This is a genomic window from Burkholderia sp. RF7-non_BP4 (assembly GCF_001521935.1).
GTDB lineage: Bacteria > Pseudomonadota > Gammaproteobacteria > Burkholderiales > Burkholderiaceae > Burkholderia > Burkholderia diffusa.
Window position 1 is genome coordinate 72047 of record NZ_LOTA01000055.1, and the last position, 16892, is coordinate 88938.

At 65.5% G+C, this 16892-nt stretch carries 13 protein-coding genes; 7 read left to right on the plus strand and 6 right to left on the minus strand.

Features of this window, described 5'->3' with window-relative positions:
• Window positions 1-83: 83 nt before the first annotated feature.
• The 3 genes from WS49_RS20420 to WS49_RS20430 form a co-directional block, all read right to left on the minus strand.
• On the minus strand, window positions 84-1760 hold the full coding sequence (locus tag WS49_RS20420; protein WP_059532624.1) for a S10 family peptidase: 1677 nt from the start codon (window positions 1758-1760) through the stop codon (window positions 84-86).
• Between the two features lie 73 nt (window positions 1761-1833).
• The gene (locus WS49_RS20425; protein ID WP_059532627.1) at window positions 1834-3423 is read right to left on the minus strand and encodes a S53 family peptidase; all 1590 of its coding nucleotides are present in this window, start codon (window positions 3421-3423) and stop codon (window positions 1834-1836) included.
• 205 nt (window positions 3424-3628) lie between these two features.
• Window positions 3629-4252, minus strand: a complete 624-nt coding sequence (locus WS49_RS20430; protein ID WP_059532629.1) for a LysE family translocator — start codon at window positions 4250-4252, stop codon at window positions 3629-3631.
• Between the two features lie 134 nt (window positions 4253-4386).
• Between WS49_RS20430 and WS49_RS20435 the strand changes: the two genes are divergently transcribed.
• A complete protein-coding gene (locus tag WS49_RS20435; RefSeq protein WP_044848788.1) occupies window positions 4387-4851 on the plus strand; it encodes an Lrp/AsnC family transcriptional regulator in 465 nt (154 codons plus the stop codon).
• A gap of 68 nt (window positions 4852-4919) precedes the next feature.
• Here the strand turns inward: WS49_RS20435 and WS49_RS20440 are convergent, their stop codons facing one another.
• Window positions 4920-5831, minus strand: a complete 912-nt coding sequence (locus tag WS49_RS20440) for a LysR family transcriptional regulator (protein WP_059532632.1) — start codon at window positions 5829-5831, stop codon at window positions 4920-4922.
• A gap of 139 nt (window positions 5832-5970) precedes the next feature.
• Between WS49_RS20440 and speB the strand changes: the two genes are divergently transcribed.
• Both speB and WS49_RS20450 read left to right on the plus strand, forming a co-directional pair.
• The gene (gene speB, locus WS49_RS20445; protein WP_059532635.1) at window positions 5971-6927 is read left to right on the plus strand and encodes an agmatinase; all 957 of its coding nucleotides are present in this window, start codon (window positions 5971-5973) and stop codon (window positions 6925-6927) included.
• A gap of 53 nt (window positions 6928-6980) precedes the next feature.
• Window positions 6981-8306, plus strand: coding sequence for an MFS transporter (locus tag WS49_RS20450; RefSeq protein WP_059532638.1), 1326 nt, complete (start codon window positions 6981-6983; stop codon window positions 8304-8306).
• Window positions 8307-8458: 152 nt separating this feature from the next.
• Here the strand turns inward: WS49_RS20450 and metE are convergent, their stop codons facing one another.
• Window positions 8459-10753, minus strand: coding sequence for a 5-methyltetrahydropteroyltriglutamate--homocysteine S-methyltransferase (gene metE / locus WS49_RS20455; protein ID WP_059532640.1), 2295 nt, complete (start codon window positions 10751-10753; stop codon window positions 8459-8461).
• A 127-nt stretch (window positions 10754-10880) separates the two neighbouring features.
• Between metE and WS49_RS20460 the strand changes: the two genes are divergently transcribed.
• From WS49_RS20460 to WS49_RS20470, 3 genes are all read left to right on the plus strand, one after another.
• A complete protein-coding gene (locus WS49_RS20460; RefSeq protein WP_059532643.1) occupies window positions 10881-11789 on the plus strand; it encodes a LysR family transcriptional regulator in 909 nt (302 codons plus the stop codon).
• A gap of 223 nt (window positions 11790-12012) precedes the next feature.
• The gene (locus WS49_RS20465; RefSeq protein ID WP_059532646.1) at window positions 12013-13605 is read left to right on the plus strand and encodes an inorganic phosphate transporter; all 1593 of its coding nucleotides are present in this window, start codon (window positions 12013-12015) and stop codon (window positions 13603-13605) included.
• A 282-nt stretch (window positions 13606-13887) separates the two neighbouring features.
• The gene (locus WS49_RS20470) at window positions 13888-14631 is read left to right on the plus strand and encodes a 2OG-Fe(II) oxygenase (RefSeq protein WP_059532649.1); all 744 of its coding nucleotides are present in this window, start codon (window positions 13888-13890) and stop codon (window positions 14629-14631) included.
• 252 nt (window positions 14632-14883) lie between these two features.
• On the opposite strand, the gene WS49_RS20475 is transcribed toward WS49_RS20470, so the two are convergent.
• The gene (locus tag WS49_RS20475) at window positions 14884-16308 is read right to left on the minus strand and encodes a DHA2 family efflux MFS transporter permease subunit (protein WP_059532652.1); all 1425 of its coding nucleotides are present in this window, start codon (window positions 16306-16308) and stop codon (window positions 14884-14886) included.
• 45 nt (window positions 16309-16353) lie between these two features.
• On the opposite strand from WS49_RS20475, the gene WS49_RS35185 reads away from it, so the two are divergent.
• Window positions 16354-16536, plus strand: a complete 183-nt coding sequence (locus WS49_RS35185) for a hypothetical protein (RefSeq protein ID WP_156441421.1) — start codon at window positions 16354-16356, stop codon at window positions 16534-16536.
• The last annotated feature ends 356 nt before the right edge of the window (window positions 16537-16892 follow it).

Genomic DNA, 16892 nt, shown 5'->3' on the forward strand with positions numbered 1-16892 from the left:
CATAAGCCGGCCCCGTCGCCGCCGCACCATGCCGTGCCGCGCGAACCTGGCGGTTACGCGCGGCACATGCACGACGGGCGACGCTACGCGTGCCCGCCCGTCTTCTTCGCCTGCAATGCGCGAATCCGCATCCGCGCGCCCGTATCGCTGACCGTCGCGTCGTACATCGTCGCGAGATCGCGCTTGAGCGCGGTGCGCGAACCGCCGTCGAGATACACCATGTGCCCCGACGGATAAAAGCGCGCGGACAGGTTCTGCCGCACCTTCTGATCCTCGAGCGGCATCTGCTGCAGGTCGATCACGGTCTGGTAGAACGGCGTGACGAAATCGTAGAGGCCGTTCGCCGACAGCACCTTCAGGTCGACGTTCAGCGCCATCACCGCGGCGAGATCGCCGGCCGTATAGAGAATCACGTTCCCCTTCGCATCGATGCCCTGCTGCGCGCCGGTCGGATCGATGTGGCTGAAGTCCCAGTTCTGGAACGCCTGGTCGTTCAGGTCCGTGAACGCGGAATTCGACGTGAACTTCAACTGCTCGTTCAGGTAGCTGTTCCACATCGCCGTGTAGACGCCGGTCACGGCCGTCATCGTCGGATCGTTGCCGCCCGAGTTCGGATCGATCTTGCCGGCGATGCCCGACGAGATCCCGGTCACGCGGCCGTCGTACGACCCGAGCGCCAGCCCCTGCGCGTGCAGCAACGTCGTCAGGAACAGCGAATTGCCACGCGCGTCGTAGCCCGCGATGTCGAGCCCCCAGGTCTGCAGCGTCGCGGCGTCGATGCCCGTGTAGCCCGCCAGCTTCCGCACGGCGGCCGGATCGGCATGCGGCACGTTGCGCAATGCGGTCAGGTAATCGGTACGCGCGAACTGCGCGACTTCCTCGACGAACGTGCCGAGATCGGTCGGCGCGGGCGTGACGCCGAGCTTCTTGTGATACCACGCGTCGGCCGCGGCGGTCGGCAGCGCGCCGACCGGGTTGCCGGCCTGCCGGTAGTCGAGGATCGACGACTGCAGCGTGACGCCGTTCAGGTCGACGCCGTCCTCGTGCAGCTTGTACGCGAGCACGCAACTGCGCGCGGTGCCGTACGACTCGCCGAACAGGTATTTCGGCGAATTCCAGCGGTTGTTCTTCGTCAGGTAGCGCTTGATGAACTGCTTCAGCGAATTCGCATCCTGGTCGACGCCCCAGAAATTGCGGTTCTTGTTCGGCGCGACGGCCGCCGAATAGCCGGTGCCGACCGGGTTGATGAACACCAGGTCGCTGTGGTCGATCATGCTGTCCGGATTGTCTTCCATCTGGTACGGCGCGGGCGGCGTGAATCCCGGCATCGAGGTCTTGATGCGTTTCGGCGCGAACGAGCCGAGCAGCACGAACACCGACGACGACCCGGGCCCGCCGTTGTAGAAGAACGTGACGGGCCGCGTTTCCTCCTTCGCGCCGTCGGCCGTGAACGCGACGTAGAAGATCTTCGCGGCCGGCAGCGAACTGCTCGGGTCGACCGTCACGAGATGGCCGACCGTCGCCGTGTACGCGATGCGCTTGCCGTCGATCAGGATCGTATGGTGCGTGATCGCGGCCGCTTCGGTGGTGTCTGTGACCGAGTCGTCGGGGCCGTTGCCGTACGCGACCGGATCGAAGAACGGCTGGTCGCGGCCGTGGCTCAGCGCGACCGGATTGATGGTCGGCGGCACGCCATGCGAATTGTGGTCGCCGTGATGCAGCGGATACACGCCGCCGGAGGATGCGGAATCGATGCCCATCGTGCTGCTCCTGGAGGTGAAAAAAGACGCGGGCAGGAAACCCGCGTCGCGTGGAAAGGTCTGTGCCGGCGTGTCAGCTCGACGGCTTGCGCGCGAGGATCGCCGCGAGTTTCGCGCCGTCGGGGCTGCCGAGGCCCGTGCATGCATCCCAGCCGGACGCGGCTGCATACGTGCCGTTCGAGCCTTTGGTGATGTCGCGCAGCGCGCCCGGATTCTTGTACAGCGCCGGATTGATCCAGCCGGCCGATGCGCCTGCCGCCGCGTTGATCCGTGCGATCAGCGCGGCCCACAACGGCGCGACCGCGCTCGTGCCGCCCATCACCGCGGGCGTGCCGGCGATCGACACCTCGTAGCCCGTCTGCGGCGATGCATCGCCGGCGACGTCCGGCACGCCGCGCTTCGCGAGCGGCACGCTGCTGCCGTCGGCGAGCGCAACCTTCAATCCTTGCTGCCATGCCGGCAGGTCGAACAGCGTGCTGACGCCGCCGCCGCCCGCGCCGCCACCGGACGCCTCGTCGTTCCACGTGACCTCGCCGCGGATGCCCTGCCCGGGCAGCGCATCGAGCTGCGTGCCGCCGCAGCCGAGCACGTACGGGCTCGACGCGGGGAAGTCGACGTGATCGGTGCCGTCCTGCAACCCGTCGCCCGAGCCGCTGTCGCCCGACGCCGCGCACACGGTGATGCCCTGCGCGGCAGCCGCCTGCAACACACGGTTGAACGCCTGCGCCGACTGCGCCTGCCAGATCGCTTCCGGCCCGCCCCAGCTGATCGAAATCACCGACGGTCTGTTGGTCTTGTCGGTGACGGCCGCGTTGACGGCCTGGATGAAGCCCGCGTCGCTGTTCGGCGCGAAATAGACCGCGATCTTCGCGGCCGGCGCGATCGCTCCGGCGATCTCGATGTCGAGCGCGACTTCACCGTCCGGGCCGTTCGCGTCGCCGGTCGGCGCGTTGCGGCCGGTGCCGACGTTGACGTCGACGAGCGTCGGCGGCGTGTCGATGCCGAGCCCGCGGAAATACTGCTGGATATCGGCCGCGCGATAGCCGCCGCCGAGCTCGACGATGGCGATGCACTGCCCGGCGCCGTCGCCGGCCGGAAAACCGTACAGCGACGCGAGCTGGATCGGCGTGAACGTGACGCTCGTGGCGCCGCGCGCCGGCCTGAACGGCGGACGCAGCCGGAAGTGCGGCCGCGCCTGCGGGCGGCTGTCGAGGCCGAGCACGGCCGTGACGGCGTCGCCGAGCTCGTCCGGCAGCGCGATCGGGCCCGAGCGGCCGCGATACTGACCGATCGAACGATGCTCGAAACGCTCGAGCTTCACGCTGAATGCCGCTTCGAACTGCTGGATCGTGCCCGACAGCACGACGACGCTTTCGACCGGGTCGACGCGATCGACCGTCAACTGATGACGACGCGCGAAGTCCTCGGTCTTGCGGATGTCGTCGGAATGGGCGGAGAAACGCTGCGCGAAGGCTTCGCGCGACAGCGGTTTCGCCTGTGCGTCGCCGGTGGCGAGCTGGTGGACCAACGTATCGAGTTGCCCTTCTTCCTGCCGCCGCAACATGATCGTGACGTGGATGCGTTCTGCCGGATCGCACGGGCCGAGGCACTTGGACTCGGGGACGATTCGGGGTTCACGGTCGGCGTGAAGATGCCTTGCCATGTTCTGACCCTCCTTGGTACCGCGTTGCACGGAACAGCCAGGAAATCGGACATAGCCGGCGGAAGTCGGTTCCGTTCGGTCAGTCGGTTCGCGAATGCGCGAAGTTAAAGGGAGTTTAGATCAGTCAGACGATTTGCGCGCACGCCCTTCTGCGGCGGGGCATGGGCACGAAGGCCGGCATTGCACGCGGCCTCCGTCGATCGGCTCAATCCATCGACAGCCGCAGCGCGAACCCGATCAGCGCAGCGGAAAACGTCCAGCGCTGGACCGTCTGCGCGAGCGGATGCGCGCGCATCCACGCCGCGATGCGCGACGCGCCGAACACGCATGCGAGGTCGAAGCACACGCCGGCCGCGACCAGCAGCGCGCCGAGCTCGAACATCTGCCACACGACGGGCCCGGCCTCGGGCCGCACGAACTGCGGCAGCAGCACCGAGCAGAACAGCAGCGCCTTCGGATTCAGCAGGTTCGTCAGCAGCCCCTTGAAGAAAGACTGCCGCAGTTCGTCCGAGGCCGCCTCGTCGCCGTCGCCGAGTGCGAACACCGGCGAGCGGAACACCTGGATCGCGACGTACGCGAGATAAAGCGCGCCGCCGTAACGGATCGCTTCGTACAGCCAAGGCGCACTGCGGATCAGCGCCGCGACGCCGCATGCGGAGAGCGTCACGTGCGCGGTGCGTGACAGCGAAAGGCCGGCGGCCGCCGCCATGCCCGGGCGCACGCCGCGGCCGATGCTGGTCTGCAGCACGAGCGCCATGTCGGGCCCGGGCACCGCGTAGATGGCCGCCAGCGCGGCGAGATAAATCAACAGCAAATGCGTGGAAATCATGGTCTGCCCCCGTCCTTCAATGACGATATGTTGCCGCTGGAGGTGGAGGGATTATTGGCCATCTTTGGCTCAGGATTGGCGATCCATAGCGGAATCCGCCACAATCATGGAATCCAGACACGGATTCCGCCAACATGACCGAACTCGACAAAACCGATCGCGCGATTCTCGCCGCGGTGCAGCGCGACGGCCGCCTGCCGATCGCGCGCCTAGCCGATTCCGTCGGCCTGTCCGAAACGCCGTGCGCGCGACGCCTGAAACGTCTCGAAAACGACGGCTACATCGAGCGCTACCGCGCGCAGCTGTCACGCCAGGCGCTCGGCTTCGGCGTCGTCGCGTTCGTGCTCGTGAGGTTCGCGACGCACGACCGCAAGGTCGCCGACCGGTTCGAACGGGAAGTGCTCGGCATCGAGCGGATCCTCGCGTGCCACAACGTCGCGGGCACGGCCGACTACCTGCTGCAGGTGGTCGCGCGCGATCTCGACGACTACGGCACGTTCCTGCGCGACTCGCTGCGGATGCTGCCGGGCGTCACGTCGATCGAATCGGCGCTGTCGCTACGGGAGGTGAAGCATGACGCGGGGTTGCCGGTGCCGTGATGCAGGCCGCGGCCCGCTCCGGCGTGACATTCGTCCACAGTGCCGGCATTGCCTGGCCGCACGCGGGTTCACACGACGTCGGGCGACTGGTGCGCGCGCTCGAGATCCTCGAGAAACGCCTCGACGAGCGGATCGCCGCGTCCGTCGCGCGCCACGACCATGTGGAACGTGACCTCGTAATGCAGCCGATCCGGGCTGAGCGGCGCGAGGAGCCCTTGCGCGACATACGGCGCCGCGAAGTGCTGCGGCAGATAGCCGAGGTGATGGCCTGACAGGATCAGCAGCGCGACCGCCTCCATGTTGTCGGCGGTCGCGGTCACGCGATCGGGCGTGGTCGACATCTGCGCCTCCGGCAGCGGATACGAGCGCCAGGCCCATTCGAATCCCGCGACGTCGGCCGGCGTCAGCGCACCGGCGCGTTCGAACAGCGGATGGCCGCGACCGCAGTATGCGACCTGCCGCTCGACGAACAGCGGCGTGTAGTGCAGCGTCGGCACGCGATGCCAGAAGTAGCCGACCGCGATCTGGATCTCGCCGCTCAGCAGTTTTTCCTCGAGATCGCCCGGCGCGCGCACCGAGATCGAGAAGCGCACGGCCTGGTCGCGTGTGCGGAACGCGGCGATCGCCTCCGCGATCCGCGCGTTCTGGCTGACTGGCGTATGACCGATCAGGCCGATATTCAGCGTACCGACGAGCTGGCGGTCCATGTGCCGCGCGGCCATCCCGAATTCGTCGAGCGCGGCGAGCAGCTTGCGGCTCATCGCGTGGAACCGCTCGCCCTTCGGCGTGAGCCGGAAGCCGCTGCGGCCGCGCTCGCAGAGCCGGTAGCCGAGCCGCGTCTCGAGCGACGACAGTTGCGCGCTGATCGTCGACTGGCCGACGTTCAGCATCGCCTGCGCGGCCGACACGCCGCCCGCGTCCGTGACCGCGAGAAACACGCGGATCAACCGCAGATCGAGGGTCGACAGATTCCCCAGCACGCTATTCCCCTTCCATACATCGATGAAAATCGATGTTTACGTCGATATCTTCGCATTCTTCTTTCCGGTCGGACGCGTAAAACTATGCGCCAGGCCGCGTCGAATGATACGGCAACCCCACATTGGAAGAGACAAGCCCATGAACGACCACACCCATTTCCAGCCGCTCGGCGGCAATGAAATGCCGCGCAGCGGCGGCATCGCGACGATGATGCGCCTGCCGCACGTGGCGAGCGCCGCCGGCCTCGACGCGTGTTTCGTCGGCGTGCCGTTCGACCTCGGCACCTCCAATCGCACCGGCGCACGCTTCGGCCCGCGCCAGATCCGCACGGAATCGGTGCTGCTGCGCCCGTACAACATGGCCACGCGCGCCGCGCCGTTCGATTCGCTGCAGATCGCCGACATCGGCGACATCGCGATCAACCCGTACAACCTGCACGATTCCATCGCGCGCATCGAGACCGCGTACGACGCGATTCTCGCGCACGACTGCAAGCCGATCACGCTCGGCGGCGACCACACGATCGCGCTGCCGATCCTGCGCGCGATCCACCGCAAGCACGGCAAGGTTGCATTGATCCACGTCGATGCACACGCCGACGTGAACGATACGATGATGGGCGAAAAGATCGCGCACGGCACGCCGTTCCGCCGCGCGGTCGAGGAAGGCCTGCTGCACGGCGACAAGGTCACGCAGATCGGCCTGCGCGGCACCGGTTACGCCGCCGAGGATTTCGACTGGTGCCGCGAGCAGGGCTTCCGCGTGGTCCAGGCCGAGGAATGCTGGAACAAGTCGCTCGCGCCGCTGATGGAAGAAGTGCGCGCGCGCATCGGCGACACGCCCGTCTACATCACCTTCGACATCGACGGCATCGATCCGGCCTACGCGCCGGGCACCGGCACGCCGGAAATCGCGGGCCTCACGGTGCCGCAGGCGCTCGAGATCATCCGCGGCGCGAAGGGGCTGAACATCGTCGGTTGCGATCTCGTCGAAGTCGCGCCGCCGTACGATCCGTTCGGCACCACGGCCCTGCTCGGCGCGAACCTCGCCTACGAGTTGCTGTGCGTGCTGCCCGGCGTCGCGTACCGCGACTGATCCCGGCACACGACCTATTCCAAATCAGAGGATTCCAGAGGAGCACATAACAGATGGGGACTGCCATCAAGCAACCGAAGCGGGCGGCGCTCGCTTCATTCGTCGGCACCACGATCGAATGGTACGACTTCTATAGCTACGCGACCGCCGCTGCCATCGTGTTCGGGCCGCTGTTCTTTCCCGGCGAAAGCCGTTTCGTCAGCCTGCTCGCGTCGTTCGGCTCGTTCGCGGTCGGCTTCTTCGCTCGGCCACTCGGCGGCGTGATGTTCGGCTATCTCGGCGACCGCTTCGGTCGCAAGCGCTCGCTGCTCGCGACGCTGATGCTGATGGCCGTGTCGACGGTCGCGATCGGCCTGCTGCCGACCCATGCGCAGGCCGGCGTGATCGCACCGATCCTGCTGGTTCTGATGCGCGTGCTGCAAGGCATCGCGGTCGGCGGCGAATGGGGCGGCGCGGTGCTGCTCGCCGGCGAGCATGCGCCCGAAGGCAAGCGCACGTTCTTCGCGTCGTTCGCGCAGCTCGGCAGCGCGAGCGGCCTGATCCTGTCGATGCTCGCGTTCGGCGCGATCAGCACGCTGTCGAAGGACGACATGATGAGCTGGGGCTGGCGCGTGCCGTTCCTCGCGAGCGCCGTGCTGCTGGCGGTCGGCTTCGTGATCCGCGCGAGCGTGTCCGAGTCGCCCGAGTTCGAGGAAGTCAGGAAGAGCGGCAATACCGCGCAGAACCCGGTGGGCGAGGCGCTCAAGTACTGGCCGCTGCTGCTGCTCGCGATCGGCGCGAACGTGTACGGGATCGCCGGCGTGTATTTCAGCAACATCTTCATGATCAGCTACGCGACGCAGTTCCTGTCGCTCGACCGGTCGATGGTGCTGCATTGCATGACGATCGTCGCCGTGCTGCAGTTCGTCGTGCAGCTCGCCGCCGCGTTCATCGCGCAGCGCTTCGGTACGACGCGCGTGCTGCTGATCACCGGCGCCTGGGCCGCGATCGTGCCGTTCGTGATGCTGCCGCTCGTGCACATGGGCACGCCGTTGTCGATCACGGTCGGCGTCGGCCTCGCGACGCTCGCGGAATCGGGCTACTACTCGGTGGTCGCGGGTTTCGTCAGCGGCATCTTCATCGCGCGCATCCGCTACACGGCGATCTCGATCGCGTACCAGGTGTGCGGTGCGATCGCCGGCGGCCTCACGCCGCTCGTCGCCACGCTGATCGCACAGAACACCGCACCGCAATGGTGGCCGCTCGCGATTCAGTACACGAGCGCCGCCGTGCTGTCGTCGGTGTGCGTGTGGCTGATCTCGCGCCGCGTCAGCATCGACGATGCCGGCGCGCCCGGCAAGGCGGACGAAACGCTGCCGCGCGGCTCACGCACCGCGTAACCCCACGCAACGGGCAGGCGACATCGCCTGCCCGTTTGCATTGGGCGTACCGCGGTACGCCGCAACGTCCCCAAACGCTCATCGCGACATGCGGGCCGCCGTTTATGCCGCCCGATCGTCGATCGCGACGACATTCGCCCAGCTTTCGCGCGTTATCGCACCTGGCTGCGCAGCGTCTTCGCGGCAGCAACCATGTTCGTCAGCGCCGGAATCACTTCCGCCCACTGGCGCGTCTTCAGCCCGCAGTCCGGGTTCACCCACAGGCGCTCCGCCGGAATCCGCTCGGCCGCCTTCTTCATCAGGCCGACGATGTGATCTTGCGTCGGGATGTTCGGCGAGTGGATGTCGTACACGCCCGGCCCGATCTCATTCGGATACCTGAAGCTGTCGAACGCGTCGAGCAGCTCCATGTCCGACCGCGACGTCTCGATCGTGATCACGTCCGCGTCCATGTCGGCGATCGACGCGATGATGTCGTTGAACTCCGAATAGCACATGTGCGTATGGATCTGCGTATCGTCCTGCACGCCGTTCGCGGCGATGCGGAACGACTCGACCGCCCATTCCAGGTACTCGTCCCATTGCGCGCGGCGCAGCGGCAACCCTTCGCGCAGCGCGGCCTCGTCGATCTGGATCACGCGCACGCCGGCCTTCTCGAGATCGAGCACTTCGTCGCGGATCGCGAGCGCGAGCTGGCAGCACGACACCGAACGCGGCTGGTCGTCGCGCACGAACGACCAGTTCAGGATCGTCACCGGGCCGGTCAGCATGCCCTTCATCGGCTTGTTCGTCAGCGACTGCGCATACGCGATCCATTCGACCGTCATCGCCTTCGGGCGGCTGATGTCGCCGAACAGGATCGGCGGCTTCACGCAGCGCGAACCGTACGACTGCACCCAGCCGAACTGGCTGAATGCGTAGCCGTCGAGCTGCTCGCCGAAGTATTCGACCATGTCGTTGCGTTCGGCTTCGCCATGCACCAGCACGTCGAGCTCGAGCGACTCCTGCTCGCGCACGCTGCGCGCGATTTCCGCCTGCATCGCCTCGCGGTAACCGGCTTCATCCAGCGCGCCGGCCTTGAACCGGCTGCGCGCCAGGCGAATCTCGGCGGTCTGGGGAAACGAGCCGATCGTCGTCGTCGGGAACGCCGGCAGGTTCAGGCGCGCGGACTGTTTCGGCGCGCGCTGCGTGTACGGGCTCGCGCGATTGCCGAGCTGCGCATCGATGCGCGCGATCGCGGCCTTCACCGCCGGGTTGTTCACGCGCGGCGAGCGACGGCGTGCGTCGATCGCGGCAGCGTTCGCGGTGAGCGCGTCGACCACCTTGTCGCGGCCTTCGTTCAGCGCGGTCGCGAGCACCTTCAGTTCGTCGAGCTTCTGCAGCGCGAACGCGAGCCATGCACGGATCTCCGCGTCGAGCTTCTCCTCGTTCGCGAGATCGACCGGCACATGCAACAGCGAGCACGACGGTGCGAGCCACAGGCGATCGCCCAGTCGCTTCGCGAGCGGTTCGAGCCAGTCGAGCGTCGCGTTCAGATCCGTCTTCCAGATGTTGCGGCCGTTGATCGCGCCCACCGACAGCACGCGGTCGGCCGACAGTTCGCGCACGAGTGCATCGATTTCGTCGCGGGCGTTGATCGCATCGATATGCAGGCCGTCGACCGGCAGCGAGACCGCGAGCGTCAGGTTTTCCTTGAGCTGTCCGAAGTACGTCGCGAGCAGCAGCTTGATGCGGCGCGTCTCGAGCGCGTCGTACGCGGTGCGCAGCGCCAGGCGCCATTCGGCGTCGAGCTCGGTGACGAGGATCGGTTCGTCGATCTGCACCCATTCGACACCCTGCGCGGTCAGCGTGTCGAGCAGCGCGCCATATACCGGCAGCAACTTCGGCAGCAGCGCGAGGCGATCGGAATCGTCCTTCGCCTTGCCGAGCCACAGATACGTGACGGGGCCGAGAATCACCGGCTTCGCGGCGACGCCCTGCGCCTGCGCTTCCGCCAGTTGCTGGAGCAGGCGCGACGGATCGAGCGAGAAGTTCGTGTCCGCGTGGAACTCCGGCACGATGTAGTGATAGTTCGTGTCGAACCACTTCGTCATTTCACCGGCCGCGACACCTCCGCAGCATGCCGCGTGTTCTTCCGCCGACTGCGCCGAACGGCCGCGCGCGACGCGGAAATAGTTGTCGAGCGCATCGCCATGGAAGTCCTGCACGCGTTTCGGCAGGTTGCCGAGCGTGAAGCTCATGTCGAGCACCTGATCGTAGAACGCGAAATCGCCGATCGGTACGAGATCGAGGTCGCGCTGGTCGTTCCAGTGGCGTTGGCGAAGTTCGGCGCCGAGTGCCTTCAGTTCGTCGCGCGACGATTCGCCCTTCCAGTAGCGTTCGAGACCGAACTTGAGTTCGCGCTTCGCGCCGATGCGCGGAAAACCGAGGTTGTGTGTCGTAACCATGAAGCTGCCATCCAGAAGAAATTGAAGATCCGGCAGCCATCATAGGGATTTCATCCCATGAAATAAAATGGCATTATTTCATTCATCCATTAAATCTGTTCATGTATCTACTGGGTGAACGATCTCCATGCTGGAACGATTCCATCTCGTCGTGATCCGCGAAGTCGAGCGCCAGGGCTCGCTGACCGCGGCCGCCAATGCGCTGCATCTCACGCAATCGGCGCTCAGCCATACCGTCCGGAAAATCGAGCAGCAGCTCGGCACGCCGATCTGGGACCGGGAAGGACGCGGCCTGCGGCTCACGCAGGGCGGGCAGTATCTGCTGAAGCTGGCGAACCGGCTGCTGCCGCAGTTCGAACTCGCCGAGGAGCGGATGAAGCAGTACGCGAAGGGCGAGCGCGGCACGCTGCGCATCGGGATGGAGTGCCATCCGTGCTACCAGTGGCTGCTGAAGGTCGTGTCGCCGTATCTGTCGCGCTGGCCGGACGTCGACGTCGACGTGAAGCAGCGCTTCCAGTTCGGCGGCATCGGCGCGCTGTTCGGCCATGACATCGACGTGCTCGTGACGCCCGATCCGCTGAACAAGCCGGGGCTGCGCTTCGATCCCGTGTTCGATTACGAGCAGGTGCTGGTGGTCGCGGATGCGCATCGGTTCGCGAACGCCGACTACGTGACGCCCGAGCAGCTGACCGACGAGGTCCTCATCACCTACCCGGTCGAGACCGACCGGCTCGACATCTACAACCAGTTCCTGACGCCGGCCGGCATCGTGCCGAGACGCCACAAGTCGATCGAGACGACCGACATCATGCTGCAGATGGTGGCAAGCGGGCGCGGCGTGGCCGCGCTGCCGCGGTGGCTTGCCGATGAATACGCGGACCGGATGCCGGTCGTGCCGGTGAAGCTCGGCAAGAAGGGCATCGCGAAACAGATCTTCCTCGGCATCCGCGAGGCGGATGCGTCGATCGACTATCTGGCCGCATTCGTCGCGCTGGCGCGCGAATCGACATGGAGCGCGCCACGCATGCTGCGCTAGCCGCGCTCGCACACTGCGCACTTTCGACGGCCCGCATGCCGGTGCGCAGGCTGGTGTTCACTATATGGACGACGACGCGAGCCTTGCACGCCAAGTTGCGTCACGACGTCACGGCGCCTTCCCCTTACACATCCGTAAGACCATGATTCGCTATCCGTACTGTCATCAAACTGACTGCTAGCGAAAGCTAGGATCGGACGCGGTTCCCTTACGAGATGCCGTCATGAATCATCCTGCTTCGTCCGCATCGAACAATCCGGGTTCAGTCGCACGCACCAGGCAGGTCGGCTATGCCGTGTTCCTGCTGGTGCTCGCGTTCGGCGCCGCCTATATCGCCACGCACCTGATCGCCGATCTGTCGCCGGTCCGCGAAGGGTCGCTATTCCCGTACCTGATGCTCGGCGCCGCGCTGCTGATCGCGCTCGGCTTCGAATTCGTCAACGGCTTCCACGACACCGCGAACGCGGTGGCCACCGTGATCTATACCCACTCGCTGACGCCCAACGTCGCGGTGATCTGGTCCGGCATGTGGAACTTCCTCGGCGTGATGGTCTCGAGCGGCGCCGTCGCGTTCGGCATCCTGCAGTTGCTGCCGGTCGAGCTGATCCTGCAGGTCGGAAGCGGCGCCGGCTTCGCGATGGTGTTCGCGCTGCTGATCGCCGCGATCATGTGGAACCTGGCGACCTGGTATTTCGGGCTACCGTCGTCGAGCTCGCATACGCTGATCGGGTCGATCATCGGCGTCGGTCTGATGAACCAGTTGATGCACGGGCCGTCCGGCACGAGCGGCGTCGACTGGGGCCAGGCGCTCGGTGTCGGCAAGTCGCTGCTGTTTTCGCCGATCGTCGGCTTCCTGTGCGCGGCACTGCTGCTGCTCGTGCTGAAAGCGCTCGTGCGGATTCCCGAGCTGTACAAGGAGCCACAGAAGGATCAACCGCCGCCGTTCTGGATTCGGTGCCTGCTGATCCTGACCTGCACGGGTGTGTCGTTCGCGCACGGATCGAACGACGGGCAGAAAGGGATGGGCCTCATCATGCTGATCCTGATCGGTACGGTGCCGACCGCGTATGCGCTGAACAAGGCCGTCACGCCGGCCGAAACGCAGACCTTCGTCGCCGTCGCGAACCAGGCTGCCGCGACGTTCGGGAAGTACACGAATGGCGTCGCGCCGTCCGCGAACCCGCGCGCCGACGTCGAGCACTACGTGCAGCATCGTGAACTGACGCCCGCCGTGCTGCCTGCCGTGCAACAGCTGTCGACGTCGCTCGCGACCGCGGTCGGCGTGTCGGGGTCGATGGCGGCGGTGCCGCAACGCGACGTCGACAACGTGCGCAACACGATGTATCTGGTGTCCGAAGCAATTCGCCTGATCGAGAAGTCGGGGCAGCCGGCGCTCGCCGCCGACGACAAGCTCGCGATCGACAACTATCGCAAGCAACTCGACCACGCGACCAAGTTCATTCCAACGTGGGTGAAGGTCGCCGTCGCGATCGCTCTGGGCCTCGGCACGATGGTCGGCTGGAAGCGGATCGTCGTGACCGTCGGTGAAAAGATCGGCAAGCAGCATTTGACGTATGGGCAGGGCGCGTCGGCCGAACTCGTCGCGATGCTGACGATCGGCGCCGCCGACGTGTACGGGCTGCCCGTGTCGACGACGCACGTGCTGTCGTCGGGCGTCGCGGGCACGATGGCCGCGAACGGATCCGGGTTGCAGTGGAGCACGGTGCGCAGCCTCGTGCTCGCGTGGGTGCTGACGCTGCCCGCGTCAATCGTGCTGGCAGGCGGGCTCTACTGGTTGTTCCGGTCAGTGGCGTGATCGGGTAAACGGGAGCTGGCCGGTGAAAGCCGGTCGCCTGCCGTGGAAAATTTCACGGTCCCTTCTCCGCTTCGACACGTCTCGGCATTCGATGGGGCCGTGCCACGTCGTTGCCTTTTCCGCCTTTCCGGATTGGAGAGCAAGATCTGGAGCGCGCCGGCACACGGACGCCGCTAGACTGGGTTCATCAACTTTCATCGTGGCTTCAACCGTGCACGCGACGCTTGCGAATATTCCGCGCGACCGGACGGTGCCACACCGCTGACGAACCGAGGTACGCCCGTGAATATCGCCAATCTGCAACCTGCCGTCGAATCGGCGGACATCGCGCAACGCGTCGATGCAATCGACTGGCCGACCGTCGATATCGAGCTCGATCGCTACGGATGTGCGCGAGTACCGGGCCTGATCTCCGCGAACGAGTGCGATGCGCTCGCCTCGCTCTATCCGCGGGATGCGCTTTATCGTTCGCGCGTCGTGATGGCACGGCACGGCTTCGGGCGCGGCGAATACAAGTACTTCGCGTACCCGCTGCCCGAGGTCGTCGCCGAGCTGCGCGCGACGCTCTACCCGCATCTCGCGCCGATCGCCAATCGCTGGAACCAGGCGCTCGGGATCGACGTCCGCTATCCGAAAGAGCACCGGACATTCCTCGATCGCTGCCACGCGGCGGGACAGACACGACCGACGCCGCTGATCCTGCAATACGGTCCCGACGACTACAACTGCCTTCATCAGGACCTGTACGGCGAGCATGTCTTTCCGCTTCAGGTCGCTATCCTGCTGTCGGTACCTGGTCGGGATTTCACGGGCGGCGAGTTCGTGCTGACGGAACAGCGACCACGCATGCAGTCACGCGCGGAAGTGGTGCCGCTCACACAAGGCGACGCGGTGATCTTCGCCGTCCACGGCAGGCCCGTGCAGGGAACGCGCGGCGTCTACCGCGTCAACTTGCGCCATGGCGTGAGCAGAATCCGAAGCGGCCACCGCCACACGGTCGGCATCATCTTCCATGACGCGCAGTGACAGCCTGCGGGGTGCAACGTGATGTTGTCGCGCCATTCGGTATGCGGGTGAGTTTGCGCAACAAGCACCGCACATCATTGCGCGAGGATCGTTGTGCCGTGATGCCGCATGGTGCGCGCATCACCAATGGTGACGGGCGACGGGCACACTGTCCTGCAGACGATCGTCGCCATGACGGATCGACGTTTCAAGTGAGCGACAAAAAACTGAAGCCCTCACCCGTCGCGACGCCAATGCAATGAGAAGTCCTGCTTACCCGCGGGCCGCATTTGCCCGCAGGCGATCGCCAGCATTGGAAGCCAGCCGCGCATAACCGGGCAACGTCAGCAGCGCGAGCACGCCCGCCGCAACGAACGCCCAGCGAAAGTCGTCGAGCACGTAATGCATGCCGGCCGCGTCGCCACGCACCAACGCCGCGAGCCGCAGCGACAACGCACCGAATGCGATCCCCATCCCGATCGTCATCTGCTGTGCAGCACTCCACAGCGTGCTGGCCGCGCTCGTCTGTCGAGCCGGGATATCCGCATACGCCAGCGTCGCGAGCGTCGTGAACTGCATCGACCGCGTGAGACCGTAGACGAATACGACGAACAGCGTGATCGCCAGCGGCGTCGACGCTGTCAGCCAGCCACACGCGATCGTGAAGAGACCGACGATCGTCACGTCGACGAGCGCAACGCGCCGGAAACCGAATCGATCGAGGATCCACGACGTTCCCGCCTTCATTCCGAGATTGCCGAGCGCGCTGGCGAGCAGCAGCAGGCCGGACTGGAACGGCGACAGCCCGAAGCCGATCTGGAACAGCAGCGGCAGCAGATACGGCACGGCATTGATCGCCATCCGCGTGATGGAGCCGGTGATCACCGTCACCGAGAATGTCGGCACCTTCAGCGTCGTGAAATCGAGCAGCGGATGCGCACAGCGTTGCGCGTGCATCCACGCGGCGATGCCGAACAGCACGCTCGCGCCCACCAGAATACCCGCGCGCGTGAAGTCGACGTCCTGCTGGCCAGCCGCTTCGGTACCGATCAGCAGACAGGTCAGCGCAGCGCCTGCCAGCACGAAGCCGACCCAGTCGAGCGGTCGTTGCTCGTCGGCACGCGTGTTCCGGACGATCAGCCAGGTACAGACGAGCGCAACAATGCCGAACGGGACATTCAGCAGGAAGATCCATCGCCATGACGCGTAGGTCGTGATGAAGCCGCCAATGGATGGCCCGACGACCGGCGCGACAATGCCCGGCCACGTGATCGTCGCGATTGAGCGCATCAGCTTAGCCTTCTCGGTGCTGCGAACGACGATCATCCGTCCGACCGGCACCATCATCGCCCCGCCGACACCCTGCAGCAGACGCGCGGCTGTGAACGTCATCACACCCTCGGACAGCCCGCACAGCACCGACGCGCCGGTAAAGACGAAGATGGCGGTGGCAAACACCGTGCGCGAGCCATAACGATCCGCGATCCAGCCGCTGATCGGGATGAACACCGCGAGCGCCAGCATATAGGCCGTCATCCCGAGGCTCAGCGCGTTCGGCCCGACGCCGAACGAGTGCGCCATCTGCGGCAGCGCAGTCGCGATCACGGTCGTGTCGAGATACTCCATGAAGAACGTTGCAGCGACCAGGTATGGCAAGAAGTCGGTCGTCCGACCACTTTGTGCGGGGCTGTCGGTCATGAACGGTGCAGGAAACGGAATGCGAAGGACACCGAGTGCCGGCTTATGCAGATGAACACCGGGAATCGGGATGAACGGCGATATTACCCTGAAGGGCTGCTTATCTGCTTTGCCGGGCATGTCGCGCAAATGGACTTTATGCGCATAGATTTTTATGACGATATCGTGCCGCAGTCACCGAATGGCGGGACGGGAACATCAAGTCGGGGGATTTTTGCCGGAAAGTGACGTTGTTCGACGATCATCGAACAACGTCGGGCATTACAGCACCTTTGCCAGATTCATCGACATTGACTGGCGCTAACTGGTCGCGGACTGATCTGATCTGGATAAGGGGTGCCGAACGATCTCGGTGGTGCGAAGTGGCGGATTGCTCGAGAACCGTGGGCACCTGGAGCAAGACCTTCGGTGCGTCAGCTCCAGCCGCCTTGCACTCGCCATTCCGCGCGCGTTTCCGCCGCCCCAATGCAAAAACCCCCGCCTGTTCGGGCGGGGGTTCTTGGCTTGAGGGAGCCTGACGATTACCTACTTTCACACGGGAATCCGCACTATCATCGGCGTAGAGTCGTTTCACGGTCCTGTTC